Annotated in this window: 14 protein-coding genes and 3 tRNA genes; all 17 read left to right on the top strand. The window is 69.3% G+C overall.

Annotated elements, in window-relative coordinates:
- The first annotated feature begins 341 nt into the window (after positions 1 to 341).
- The 17 genes from IW249_RS05825 to rplL all read left to right on the top strand — a co-directional run bounded on the left by IW249_RS05825 (position 342) and on the right by rplL (position 12,367).
- On the top strand, positions 342 to 1,538 hold the full coding sequence (locus IW249_RS05825; protein ID WP_196919821.1) for an epoxide hydrolase family protein: 1,197 nt from the start codon (positions 342 to 344) through the stop codon (positions 1,536 to 1,538).
- A gap of 470 nt (positions 1,539 to 2,008) precedes the next feature.
- Positions 2,009 to 2,233: a hypothetical protein gene (locus IW249_RS05820; protein WP_196919820.1), complete on the top strand. Its 225-nt coding sequence runs from the start codon at positions 2,009 to 2,011 to the stop codon at positions 2,231 to 2,233.
- A 112-nt stretch (positions 2,234 to 2,345) separates the two neighbouring features.
- On the top strand, positions 2,346 to 4,874 hold the full coding sequence (locus IW249_RS05815; protein ID WP_196919819.1) for a putative bifunctional diguanylate cyclase/phosphodiesterase: 2,529 nt from the start codon (positions 2,346 to 2,348) through the stop codon (positions 4,872 to 4,874).
- A gap of 93 nt (positions 4,875 to 4,967) precedes the next feature.
- Positions 4,968 to 5,040, top strand: a tRNA-Thr gene (locus IW249_RS05810).
- Positions 5,041 to 5,064: 24 nt separating this feature from the next.
- Positions 5,065 to 5,137: transfer RNA gene (locus IW249_RS05805), tRNA-Met, on the top strand.
- 134 nt (positions 5,138 to 5,271) lie between these two features.
- Positions 5,272 to 5,439: a 50S ribosomal protein L33 gene (rpmG, locus tag IW249_RS05800; protein ID WP_007073056.1), complete on the top strand. Its 168-nt coding sequence runs from the start codon at positions 5,272 to 5,274 to the stop codon at positions 5,437 to 5,439.
- A gap of 126 nt (positions 5,440 to 5,565) precedes the next feature.
- Positions 5,566 to 6,012, top strand: a complete 447-nt coding sequence (locus IW249_RS05795; RefSeq protein ID WP_196919818.1) for a MaoC family dehydratase N-terminal domain-containing protein — start codon at positions 5,566 to 5,568, stop codon at positions 6,010 to 6,012.
- Between the two features lies 1 nt (position 6,013).
- Positions 6,014 to 6,406: a MaoC family dehydratase gene (locus IW249_RS05790; protein ID WP_196919817.1), complete on the top strand. Its 393-nt coding sequence runs from the start codon at positions 6,014 to 6,016 to the stop codon at positions 6,404 to 6,406.
- Between the two features lie 129 nt (positions 6,407 to 6,535).
- Positions 6,536 to 6,608: transfer RNA gene (locus tag IW249_RS05785), tRNA-Trp, on the top strand.
- A gap of 214 nt (positions 6,609 to 6,822) precedes the next feature.
- Positions 6,823 to 7,212, top strand: a complete 390-nt coding sequence (gene secE, locus IW249_RS05780) for a preprotein translocase subunit SecE (RefSeq protein ID WP_091403530.1) — start codon at positions 6,823 to 6,825, stop codon at positions 7,210 to 7,212.
- Between the two features lie 38 nt (positions 7,213 to 7,250).
- Positions 7,251 to 7,973, top strand: a complete 723-nt coding sequence (gene nusG, locus IW249_RS05775) for a transcription termination/antitermination protein NusG (RefSeq protein WP_112584800.1) — start codon at positions 7,251 to 7,253, stop codon at positions 7,971 to 7,973.
- Between the two features lie 184 nt (positions 7,974 to 8,157).
- Entirely contained in the window at positions 8,158 to 8,589 is a 432-nt protein-coding gene (gene rplK, locus IW249_RS05770; RefSeq protein ID WP_124820953.1) for a 50S ribosomal protein L11, read from the top strand.
- A 78-nt stretch (positions 8,590 to 8,667) separates the two neighbouring features.
- Entirely contained in the window at positions 8,668 to 9,384 is a 717-nt protein-coding gene (rplA, locus tag IW249_RS05765) for a 50S ribosomal protein L1 (RefSeq protein WP_091402424.1), read from the top strand.
- An 80-nt stretch (positions 9,385 to 9,464) separates the two neighbouring features.
- Positions 9,465 to 10,355, top strand: a complete 891-nt coding sequence (locus IW249_RS05760) for an ABC transporter ATP-binding protein (protein WP_196919816.1) — start codon at positions 9,465 to 9,467, stop codon at positions 10,353 to 10,355.
- Positions 10,352 to 11,041: a hypothetical protein gene (locus IW249_RS05755; RefSeq protein WP_196919815.1), complete on the top strand. Its 690-nt coding sequence runs from the start codon at positions 10,352 to 10,354 to the stop codon at positions 11,039 to 11,041. Before IW249_RS05760 ends, IW249_RS05755 begins: the two co-directional genes overlap by 4 nt.
- A gap of 339 nt (positions 11,042 to 11,380) precedes the next feature.
- Complete coding sequence (gene rplJ / locus IW249_RS05750; protein ID WP_030329872.1) at positions 11,381 to 11,926, top strand: 50S ribosomal protein L10; 546 nt, start codon at positions 11,381 to 11,383, stop codon at positions 11,924 to 11,926.
- 54 nt (positions 11,927 to 11,980) lie between these two features.
- Complete coding sequence (rplL, locus tag IW249_RS05745; RefSeq protein WP_196919814.1) at positions 11,981 to 12,367, top strand: 50S ribosomal protein L7/L12; 387 nt, start codon at positions 11,981 to 11,983, stop codon at positions 12,365 to 12,367.
- The last annotated feature ends 92 nt before the right edge of the window (positions 12,368 to 12,459 follow it).

Below are 12,459 nucleotides of genomic sequence, written 5' to 3'. Positions count from 1 at the left end.
GCTGCCTCGCTCTGGCTGAATGCCGGCGTCCCGCCGACGAGGTCGCCCGGCGAATGGGCCACGGCGTCGCCGGCCAGTTCCGCGTCTACGCCAACTGCATCGACGGCGGCGACGACACCATGCCTGACAAGATCGGCCACGCTCTCACATGAGCGTCCGCGCGTTAGTCCTCATCGCCGAGGATGCCGCGCGGGAACTGGTCAGCCGAGAACTGCCAGCCGTGGGTGGTGATCGGCAACTCGCGTTTCGGCCCGCGAGACGTTGGCGCGCTGTGAGACTGGGGGAGTACCAGCACCGCCGGTGTTTCGGCGGTGGTCGAGTCGACCCGGCGGGTGGGGAAGATGTCCAACGACAACGAGATCCGACCGTTCCGGCTCGACACGCCGGAGGACGCGATCGCCGACCTGCGTCGCCGGATCGCGGCTACCCGCTGGCCCACCCGCGAGTTGGTCACCGACCGCTCGCAGGGGGTGCAGCTGGCGACGATCCAGGAGCTGGCCCGCTACTGGATGACCGATCACGACTGGCGTGCGTGCGAGATGAAGCTGAACGCCCTGCCGCAGTACACGACGAACATCGACGGCGTCGAGATTCACTTCATCCATGTGCGCTCGCCGCATGAGAACGCCCTGCCGCTGATCATGACGCACGGCTGGCCGGGCTCGGTCGTCGAGCTGCTCGGGGTCGTCGGCCCAATGACCGACCCGACGGCGCACGGCGGCACCCCTGAGGACGCGTTCCACCTGGTGCTGCCGTCGTTGCCGGGCTACGGCTTCTCCGGCGAGCCGACCGAGCCTGGCTGGAATTCAGCGCGGATGGCACAGGCGTGGGCGAAACTCATGGACCGCCTCGGTTACCCGCGCTACGTCGCACAGGGCGGCGACGTCGGCGCGGCCGTCACGGACGCCATGGGGCGCCAGGCACCCGCAGGGCTGCTCGGCATCCACGTCAACCTGCTCGCCGGGGCGGTCGGCATCAAGGACAAGTTGCCGGCCAATTCGGAGCAGGAACGCGCCGCGCTCGACGCGCTCAAGCTGTTCTCGATGGACGGTTTCGGCTACTTCCTGGAGCAGTCCACCCGGCCGCAGACGATCGGCTATTCGCTGCTGGACTCACCTGTCGGGTTGGCAGCCTGGATGCTCGACCACGACACGGACAGCTACTACAAGATCTCCCGCGCGTTCCTTGACGGTGATCCGGCCGGCGGTCTCACCCGGGACAGCATCCTCGACAACATCACGCTGTACTGGTTGACGGGCACCGGCGCGTCGTCCGCCCGGTGGTACTGGGAGCAGGGGCGGTTTCAAGCCGCGGCCCAGGCGGCCGGTCAGGCTCCGCCGCCGGTCACGGTTCCGGTTGGCTTCACCACGTTCCCCGGGGAGATCTGGGCCGCTCCGCGTAGCTGGGCCGAGGCGGTCTACCCCGGCATCGCGTACTTCAACGAGGCTGAGCGCGGCGGCCACTTCGCGGCCTGGGAGGAGCCGGAGCTCTTCACGGCCGAGGTGCGGGCCGCATTCCGGCCGCTACGCAGTTCCTGAGCTCGCGCCCGGATATCGGTCCGGGCAGCGACCGCACGTCCAGGGTCGCCCCTGAGTGGGGGAGAGGCGCTCGTCGTGAATCGTCCCGAGCCGACCTCGCGCATGGGAAAGGATCCGTCGGGGTACTGGCGCGTGCGCGAAGACCAGGTATGGTGGTCGATGGCTGGCGCAGAGCGCAGCACAGGCGCACCCCTTCGAGGCGTCACGGACAGTGACCGACACGTCAGATTTGACAGCTCCGTTGTGGCTGCGCCGAATTGCGTTGAAGGTCGTATTCAACGCTGTGTGAAGCGGTGATCTGCCCCCCAGGCTCGTGATCTGGCCCAGTGTGACCCGGGCGGTGGGCCGAACGGCGGGAAGTCACAGACGGTGGGGCCAGTCGGGGCCTCCACGACTTCTCTGGCTGTCTGCACTGTGGCACGATCGTGGAACCTCCACTATCCCCACGACACTTTCCGACAGGAGCAATCATGTCTGGTCGTAGGTTGGGCCGGCTGCTTGGCTCACTTCTACTCGTCGCCGCACTCGTGAGCGGCATCGGCAGTGTCAATCTCTTCGGCAATGCAGGGGGCAGCTCGCAGGCTGGCGACATCGTCTGGCAGCGCGTGCAGGCTGGCGACATCGTCTGGCAGACTGCGCAGGACGGCGACATCGTCTGGCAGACTCCGGGGACTGACGACATCGTCTGGCAGTGAGCTGGGCGCCTTGGGTCGGTCATCCAAGTTGGCTGTTGGGGATGCCGCGCGCCATTGACGGAATGCTCCGTGGCGGTGTCGTGACCGCTCGGCGTCAATCCGAAGGAGCGGCATGATCGGTCGCGGTCAACCCCGGCGCAGGTCGTCCGAGGACGCGTGGATCATCACCGCGCCTCTCGCTCTGATTGCAGTCACCTGCGCCACCATCACGGGTCTGGTCGCCAAGGAGCCAATCGGTGACTGGCCGGAGGCAGCCCTTCTTCTCGTCCTCATGATCGCGGCCGGTCTGCCGCTGCTCAGCCTGGTTGTTCGGCGGCAGACGATCGGTGTCACGCTCACCGAGCTGCCGATGGTCCTCGCGCTCTACTTCCTGCCGCCGCTGACGGTGGTGGTCATCTACACCCTGAGTTCGCTCATCACCCACACCCGGCAGCGGTTTTCGGCGCCCAAGGTGTGGTTCAACGTGGCGCGGGCCGCGGCCGGGACGTCACTGGCCGTCCTGGTCCTCCAGGCGCTCCCGCCCATCGAGGGAGTGGGGCCAAGCACCTGGGGCAGCATCTTCGCCGCCGTGAGCATGGTGATCCTGGTCAGTTACGCCAGCGTGGCAGCGGTGCACACGCTGCTGCACGGCTGGCAGACCGGGCGTGGGACCTTGCGGACCGCAACTCCGGCGGTGCTCACCGCAGCGATCAACGTGTCGGTTGGCCTGATCGTTCTGATCCTGGTCGAGAACACATGGTGGTCGCTGCTCCTGCTCGCTGCCCTCGGCGCCGGCCTTGCCCTGGTCTACCGGGCCTACGCCCAGTTCTTCCGTCAGCACCGCACCCTCACCGACCTGTACGACCTGACCCGCGCGGTGGTGGAGAGCGGTCACAGCGGCACGCTCGCGGACGCCCTGCTCGGCCGGGTCCGCGCTCTCATGCAGGTGGAGTACGCGACGCTGTGGCTGCCGGCCCAGGGGTGGCACCCGGAGACCTTGCTGACCGCCCGAGTCGACGACCGCGGTCTGCTCGACCTTGCCCTCACTCCGCCGACCATCCGGGAGCGGGCCCGCGACACCCGGCGCACCGTTGCCGTCGGCCGCGGCGTGACCACCGACGGAGAGTTCCGCGCCGACCTGGCCGAACGGCGGATCAAGGACGCGGTGGTGGTGCCGCTGCGGTCGGGTCAGGTGGTCATCGGCACCCTTGAGGTGGCCAACCGTCTCGGCGACGGCAACCATTTCACGCCCGCCGACATAGCGGTCCTGGAGACGGTGGCCGCGCACGCGGCGGTGGCCCTGGAAAACTCACGGCTGGTCGATCGGCTGCGACACGACGCGTACCACGACGCCCTGACCAAGCTGCCCAACCGGCGGCGGATCACCGCCGCCCTGGAGGAATCGGTCAAGTTCCGTACCGACGGCGAAGTGGTGGCCCTGCTGCTCTTCGACGTCGGCGGGCTGCGCCAGGTCAACGAGTCCCTGGGGCACGCGGCGGGGGACAAGGTCCTCACCGAGGTCGCCAACCGGTTGCGGGCCAGCGCGCCGTCGTCGGCTCTGGTCGGCCGTGCCGGCGGGGACGAGTTCCTGGTGACGCTGCGGTTGGAGAGCGCCGAGGCCGCGCTTGAGCTGGCCGCTCAACTGCGCGACCAGATCCGCGACGAGATGGTCTTCGACGCGCTCACCCTCGACGTGAACACCGCCGTCGGGGTGGCCCTGCATCCGGATCACGGCAGCGACGCGGCCACCCTGCTGCTGCGGGTCGACCTCGCCGCCACCGCGGCCAAGTCGGTGCCGGGCAGCGTGCAGCTGTTCAACCCGGGCCTGGAATCCCGGTCGCTGCGCCGGCTGGGTCTCGCCGGCGATCTGCGGCGAGCACTGGACCAGGACGAGCTGGAGGTCTACTTCCAGCCCAAGGTGACCCTGCGGGACCGGCGCCTGGTCGGTGTGGAGTGTCTGGCCCGGTGGGAGCACCCGGCGCACGGCACTGTCGCTCCGGAGGACTTCGTGGCGGTGGCCGAGCACACCGGCCAGTTGAGTCGGCTCACCGAGGTGGTGCTCCGCGAGGGCCTGCGCCGTAGCCGGGACTGGGCGCTGGCCGACCAGCCGCTGCCCATCGCTGTCAACCTCTCCGCTCGTACGCTGATCGACCAGCACTTCCCGGACCGGGTCCAGGAGTTGCTGACCGAGTACAAGGTGCCGGCGCAGCGCCTCACCCTGGAGATCACCGAGTCGGGGGTGCTGGACGGCACGGACCGGCCCATCCCCACTCTGCAACGGTTGCGGGACCTCGGCGTACGGCTGTCGGTGGACGACTTCGGCACCGGTGACTCGTCCCTGGCGCACCTGCGCCGGCTGCCGGTGCACGAGGTGAAGGTGGACCGCTCCTTCGTGCAGGGCATGGCGACCGATCCGGGGGACCTGGCGATCGTCAACGCGGTGGTGACCCTCTCCCAGCAGTTCGGCCTGGCCGTTGTGGCCGAGGGTGTGGAGAGCGAGCTGACCCTGGAGCTTCTCCAGGACATCGGCTGTGAGATCGGGCAGGGCTTCCTGTTCAGCCGGCCGCTGCCGTACGAGCGGTTGGCCGCCTGGTTCGGCGCCCAGGTTGAGCCGGAGACGGCCTCCAACGGGGAGCTGCCGCGCCTTCGTGTCGTGCCCTGAGCAGGGTGCGGACGATCACCGGGGATCCGATTTCACCTGTCGAGCCGGGCCGTGTACTCTTACTCCTGCGCGCCCCACGGGGAGATCGCGCAGGCCCCCTTAGCTCAGTCGGCAGAGCGTCTCCATGGTAAGGAGAAGGTCTACGGTTCGATTCCGTAAGGGGGCTCGAGGGTTCAGCTGGACCCATCGCAGCGGTGTAGCTCAGATGGTAGAGCAAGCGGCTCATAATCGCTGTGTCGCCGGTTCAAGTCCGGCCACCGCTACTCTCGTCTTCCGGGCTCGTTGCCGGTGGTCGTAAGAAAATGGGCGCTTCTGGCGCCCACTTTGCATGTCCGCGCTGTCAGCGTCTAGGCTGGCGCGTCGTAGTTGTTTCCGTTAGCGAGGAAGGCACTCCGCCGTGGCGAAGGCTACCGATGTCCGGCCGAAGATCACTTTGGCGTGTGTGGAGTGCAAGGAGCGCAACTACATCACGCGCAAGAACCGCCGCAACGACCCCGACCGCATCGAGCTGAAGAAGTTCTGCCCGCGCGACGGTCGGCACACGGTCCACCGCGAGACCCGCTGATTGCTGGCCGGCCTCAGGGCCGGCCGCTGTCGAGGCTTTTCCATCGCCGATCTGACCGGTTTGGCGCGGCTCTGCCGCCGCCTACCGATCAGGTCGGCGATTGGGCTTTCCGTGTAGGTTCGCGGAATGCCTCTGGACCCTTCCTTCGTCGGCCGGACCTATCCGCCGACCGCCCCCTACCAGGTGGGCCGAGAAAAGATCCGCGAGTTCGCCGGCGCCATCGGCGCCACCGACCCGGCCCACCATGACCCGGAGGCCGCGCGGGCGCTGGGCCACCCCGATGTGGTGGCCCCGCCGACCTTTCCGGTGATCGTGACGATGGCCGCGAGCAGCCAGATCATCGAGGATCCGGCCCTGGGTGTCGACTACAGCCGCCTGGTGCACGGCGACCAGCGGTTCGCGTACACCCGGCCGGTGTTCGCAGGCGACGAGCTGGTCTGCACCAACACCATCGAGGACGTCAGCACCCGGGGTGGGCACGGCTTCCTGACCACGCGCACCGACGTGAGCACCGTCGGCGGGGAACCCGTGGTCGCCGTCTGGGCCCGGTATGTCATTCGCGGGGAGGCGTGAGATGGAGTTGCCAGCACAGACGTTTCGGGTGACGCGCGCGGACCTGGTCCGCTACGCCGGCGCCTCGGGCGACTTCAACCCGATCCACTGGAGCGACCGGGTCGCCACCAAGGTAGGTCTGCCCGGGGTGATCGCCCACGGCATGTTCACCATGGCGTTGGTCGGCCGGGCGGTCACCGAGTGGGCCGGGTCGGCGGACGCGGTGGTCGAGTACGGCGTGCGGTTCACCCGGCCGGTGGTGGTCCCGGACGACGACCAGGGGACCGAGATCGAGGTGACCGCGCGGGTCCGCGAGGTGACCGAGGACGGTCTCACCCGGCTTGAGGTGACCGCCACCTGCCTGGGTGAGAAGGTGCTGTCGCAGGCGCGGGCAACCATCCGGACGGCACGCTGAACCGAGCCCGCCACGCGTGGCGGAGAGACCGGTTGGGAAAGTCGGGCGGCTACCCGTACACTGGTCCGCCGTGGGGCAAGTGACCCCTGCTCGGTCGTCTGTGGCCGCGTGGGGCGAGTGTTGCCGCATAGGGGTGTAGCTCAATTGGCAGAGCAGCGGTCTCCAAAACCGCAGGCTGCAGGTTCAAGTCCTGTCACCCCTGCGCCTCAGGCCTGACCGTTCCCGTGGGTCGCGCCGCCAGCTTGGCGGCGTCCGGCCCGTGGTGGTGGCATCGGCGGTGTGGCTCCGAGGCAATCGGGGCCCTCCGGGTGATCCACCGGCCGCGGCCCGTCGCGGGACGGTTGGGTCCGGCCGGCGTGACCAGCGCCGCGTACGCCACTCGGCGTGCGACCCCAGATTCCGCGACGGAGGGCGAAGTGGCCGACAACAAGCGGCGCGACGACGACGGCGACGATCGTCTGGACGACGAGGTCGTCGACGACGTGGCCGACGACGACGCCTCCGGCGCGGACGAGCCGGTTTCCCGGGGAGGCACCGCCACGCGGTCCCGTGCCCGGGCGGAGTCGGCGGACAGCCGGCCGACCACCCGGTCGGAAACGGGTCGGGTGGGCGTCTTCGGCCGCATCGCGCGGTTCTTCCGCGAGGTCGTAGCCGAACTGCGTAAGGTCATCTGGCCGACCCGCAAGGAGTTGCTGACCTACACCGCCGTGGTGGTGGCGTTCGTCGCGGTGATGCTGACGATCGTGGGTGTGCTGGACTTCGGCTTCGCCAAGGTCGTGTTGTTTGTCTTTGGCAACTCGGACTGACCGGCTGCCTCCAGCCATAGTGACGGAAGTGAGCGAGCGTGCCTGAGTACGACGAGACCGCCGGACCGGTGGACGAGCAGTCCACGGTCGCGACGGCGGCTGGTGACGAGTCGGTTGAGGCCGCCAGCGAGCCGGAGTTCCCAACGACCGAGCCCGCACCGGACGAGGACTACGACCCTGTCGCGGAGCTGAGGCAGAAGCTGCGCTACGCGCCGGGCGACTGGTACGTGGTGCACTCGTACGCCGGCTACGAGAACAAGGTCAAGACCAACCTCGAGACCCGGATCACGAGCCTCGACATGGAGGACTTCATCTACCAGGTCGAGGTGCCGACCCGGGAAGAGGTCGAGGTCAAGAACGGTAAGCGTTCGCAGATCCAGGCCAAGGTCTTCCCGGGCTACATCCTGGTCCGGATGGAGCTGACCGCCGAGTCCTACTCCTGCGTCCGGAACACCCCGGGTGTGACCGGCTTCGTCGGCGCGACCGACCGGGCCGACCGGCCCGCTCCGCTCTCGCTCGACGAGGTGCTGAAGTGGCTGGCGCCGGCTGTCGAGACCGAGCAGAAGAAGGCGAAGCCGGAGATCAAGGTCCTCGACTTCGAGGTGGGCGACTCCGTCACCGTCACCGACGGCGCGTTCGCGTCGCTGCCGGCCACGATCAGCGAGATCAACGCCGACCAGCAGAAGCTCAAGGTGCTGGTGTCGATCTTCGGTCGCGAGACTCCGGTGGAGCTCAACTTCAACCAGGTCGCCAAGATCTGATTGGTCGTCGGCGGCGGGCCCGACCCGCCGCCGACGTCGGCGTACGCGCTCGCTCGACCTCGGCGGACGAGTGGGCTGCGACCTGCGCTACTCTTGAATGTCGCCGCTGTCGCACCGCGCTGACCGTGCGCGCCCGAGGGCGGCGACAGCCGCATTTTCCCAGCTCCAAGCCCCAGGAAGTGACATGCCTCCGAAGAAGAAGCTCGTCAAGACGTTCACGCTTCAGCTGCCGGCGGGCCAGGCCACGCCGGCGCCGCCGGTCGGCCCCGCGCTCGGCCAGCACGGCGTGAACATCATGGAGTTCTGCAAGTCCTACAACGCGCAGACCGAGTCTCAGCGGGGCGACATCGTCCCCGCCGAGATCAGCGTGTACGAGGACCGGTCCTTCACGTTCGTGCTGAAGACCCCGCCCGCTGCCCGGCTGCTGATCAAGGCCGCCGGTGTGCAGAAGGGTTCGGGTGTTCCGCAGTCCGAGAAGGTCGGCTCGGTCAGCCGCGCACAGCTGCGTGAGATCGCCGAGAAGAAGATGGCCGACCTCAACGCCAACGACATCGCCCAGGCCGAGAAGATCATCGCCGGCACCGCCCGGTCGATGGGCATCACCGTCAACGACTGACGTCGGCCCCGGCCTTCGACCCGACCGTGGGAGGGCTCGCGCCGAGCGGCCCGCCAGAGACCACAGGAGTAATCAGCAATGCAGCGCAGCAAGAGCTACCGCAAGGCCGCCGATGTCATCGACCGGTCGAAGCTCTACACCCCCACCGAGGCCGTGAAGCTGGCCAAGGAGACCACCAACGTCAAGTTCGACGCCACGGTCGAGGTCGCCATGCGCCTCGGCGTCGACCCCCGCAAGGCGGACCAGATGGTCCGCGGCACGGTCAACCTGCCGCACGGCACCGGTAAGACCGCCCGCGTGATCGTGTTCGCCAGTGGCGCGAAGGCCGAAGAGGCCGCCGCCGCGGGTGCGGACGAGGTGGGCACCGATGAGCTGGTCGCCCGGATCCAGGGTGGTTGGCTCGACTTCGACGCGGCGATCGCCACGCCGGACCAGATGGCCAAGATCGGCCGGATCGCGCGGATCCTGGGCCCGCGCGGTCTCATGCCGAACCCGAAGACCGGCACGGTGACCATGGACGTCACCAAGGCGGTGCAGGACATCAAGGGCGGCAAGATCACCTTCCGGGTGGACAAGCACTCCAACCTGCACCTGATCATCGGCAAGGCCTCCTTCACGGAGACCCAGCTGGTGGACAACTACGCTGCGGTGCTCGACGAGGTGCTGCGTGCCAAGCCGTCGGCGGCCAAGGGCAAGTACCTCCGCAAGGTCATCCTGACCACCACGATGGGCCCGGGCGTCCCGGTCGACCCGAACCTGGTGAAGAACCTTCGGGAGGACCAGGCCGACGCCTGAGTCGACAGTTCGCTCCACCGGGGCGCCGCCACGATCGTGGCGGCGCCCCGTCGCGTTCGAGGTGTGGCAGGCTCGACCCCATGCGGCTGGAGAACGTCTGGTTGCGGTACCACCGGCGGGGGCCGTGGGTGCTGCAGGGCATCGACGTGCGGATCGGTCCCGGCGAGGTGGCGATCGTGCTGGGCCGCAACGGGGTGGGGAAGTCGACACTGCTCCAGGTGGCCGCGGGGGTCCTCCGGCCGGGCCGGGGCCGGGTCACCGACCGGCCGGCGCGGGTGGGCTGGGTGCCGGAGCGTTTCCCCGCCGACCAACCGTTCACTGTGACCCGTTACCTGACCGGGATGGCCCGGGTGGCGGGGCTGGGCAGGGCTGCGGCCGACGAGGCGGTGACCTCCTGGACGGACCGGCTCGGGCTGTCGGCGTTCCGCTCGGTCCGGCTGCCGGAGTTGTCCAAGGGCACCGCGCAGAAGGTGGGCCTCGCCCAGGCGATGCTGCGCCCGCCGGGCCTGCTGGTCCTCGACGAGCCGTGGGAGGGGTTGGACGCCGCCACCCGCGAGTTGGTGCCCGAGCTGATCGCCGAGGTGCTCGCCGCCGACGGTTCCGTCCTGGTCAGCGACCACCGTGGCGAGACGGTCCGGCTGCCGGCCGCGCGCCGCTGGTTGGTGGCCGACGGCTCGCTCACCGAGGAGGCGTCGTCGACGGACGAGACGTTCGCTGTGGTCGAGGTCGCGGTGCCGGCCGCGCGGGTCGCCGGCACCGTCGCCCGGTTGCGCGCCGAGGGCCACCAGGTGCTGCGGGTACGCTCCGACGCCGCCACCGCCGCACCCCAGGCTCGACCCGTCGAACCGTTCCGGGCCGCCGGTGCCGCCCGACCCGCCGAGCCGTCGCTCGAGATGACCGGGGAACTGGCAGCGGAGCAGCCGGGGGCCGCCGGCGCCGCGGTCGAGCCGGCAGCGGGGGAGGCCCGGTGAGCGCCCTGGTCCGGATGCGGCTGGCCGGTTTCCTGCGAACCGGTCGGGCGGTGGCACCGTTGCTCGCCGGCCTGATCACGCTCGGCACGCTCTATGGCGGTGGCCGCGCCCAGCCGGCGGAGGCGTACGGCGTCTCCGCGGTGGTGCTCTTCCCGGTGCTCGCCTGGCAGACCAAGATCCTGTTGGACGTCGAGCCGGACGTGCAGCGTCGGCTGGCGCAGGTGACGGTCGGGGTGGTGCGGGAGCGGTGGGCCGGGCTGCTCGCCGCCGCGGTGGCGGCGCTGGTGACGGTGGCCGTCGCGCTGCTCTTTCCGTGGCTGGTCGGCGGGGTGTCCGGCCCGGTCGACCCGGGGGACCGGTCGATTCCGGTCGGGCTCGCGCTGGGGTTGTGGGCGCACCTGCTCGTCGTACCCGCTGCGGTTGCTCTTGGGGCGCTGGCCAGCCGGGCGTCGGTGGGCGGCGCCGCGTACGGCGTCGCGGTGTTGGCCCTCGGCGGGGTCGGCGCTGTGGTGCTCGGCCTGACCGGCTCGGTGGCCCCCTGGCTGGCACCGCCGATCATGGCCGCCGCTCGCACCACCGCCGGCGACGCCGCCGCGCTGACAGTGCTGGGGCTGAGCGGGTGGGCGCTGGCCTGGAGTGCGGCGGTCGTCGGGGGTTACCTGTGGCGGCGGCGGGCCCAGGGCTGACCTGGCCGGGGCTGGTGGCACGGCTCACAGGCAGCGATTTGGTGCTGGTGACCCGGGCGCGTACTCTTCAAACGTCATCCGTGTTCTCATGGATGAGGAACCACCCAAAGACCGCTGGTCACCGTGCTTCGGCACGGTCGAAGGTCCCGCGACAACGGGCGACCCGCGTAGGGCGGCAAGCGTAACTCGGCAGTGAACGTGGTCCGCCGACCACGATGATCCGCCGGCCCTCGCCCCGTGCGCCCTGCGCCGGGGCTTTTCGTTGTCGTGCTGCCCTCCGCCCCCGTTCCGGCTTCGGCCGAGACGGGGACCAGCCTCGAGTAACGAGAGAGGAGGGACATGGCGGACAAGCCGATCCGGGCCGACAAGGCCACGGCCGTCGCTGAGCTGACCGAAAGCTTCCGCAGCTCGGGCGCCACCGTGCTGACCGAGTACCGCGGTCTGACGGTTTCCCAGCTCACCCAGCTTCGGCGCTCGCTCGGCGCCGATACCAGCTACACGGTCGCGAAGAACACGCTGGCCAAGCGTGCTGCGACGGACGCGGGCATCACCGGCCTCGACGAGCTGTTCACCGGTCCTACCGCGCTGACTTTCGTTTCGGGCGACGTCGTCGAGGCGGCGAAGGGGCTTCGCGACTTCGCGAAGGCCAACCCGAAGCTCGTCATCAAGGGCGGTGTCTTCGAGGGCAAGGCCATTTCCGCGGCCGAGGTCACGAAGCTCGCCGACCTGGAGTCCCGCGAGGTGCTGCTGGCCAAGCTGGCCGGCGCGATGAAGGGCAACCTGAGCAAGGCCGCGGCCCTGTTCCAGGCCCCGCTGTCGAAGACCGCCCGTCTGGCGGCTGCACTGCAGGACAAGCGCGAGAAGGAGGGCGCCGAGGCGGCCTGAGGCCCCCACGGCGCACCAGTTCTTACTTAACAGAATCAGGAAAGGACGCCAGATATGGCGAAGCTCAGCACCGGCGAGCTGCTCGACGCGTTCAAGGAGATGACGCTGATCGAGCTCTCTGAGTTCGTGAAGCAGTTCGAGGAGACCTTCGAGGTCACCGCCGCGGCTCCGGTCGCGATCGCGGGCCCGGGTGGCGGCGGCGGCACCGCTGCTCCGGTCGAGGAGGAGAAGGACGAGTTCGACGTCATCCTCGAGGCCGACGGCGGCAAGAAGATCCAGGTCATCAAGGTCGTGCGTGAGCTGACCGGCCTGGGCCTCAAGGAGGCCAAGGACGCGGTTGAGTCCGCGCCGAAGGCCATCCTGGAGAAGGTCAACAAGGAGACCGCCGACAAGGCGAAGGCCAAGCTCGAGGGCGAGGGCGCCAAGGTCACCCTCAAGTGACCTGACGTTCCACCAACGCGTACCCGGCTCGTGAGCCGGGACACCATCGCGTCGCGGCGGGCGGTGATCCGACACGGATCACCGCCCGCCGT

This window comes from Micromonospora vinacea (assembly GCF_015751785.1).
GTDB classification, from domain to species: domain Bacteria; phylum Actinomycetota; class Actinomycetes; order Mycobacteriales; family Micromonosporaceae; genus Micromonospora; species Micromonospora vinacea.
This window is presented reverse-complemented; position numbering and strand designations above follow the sequence as displayed.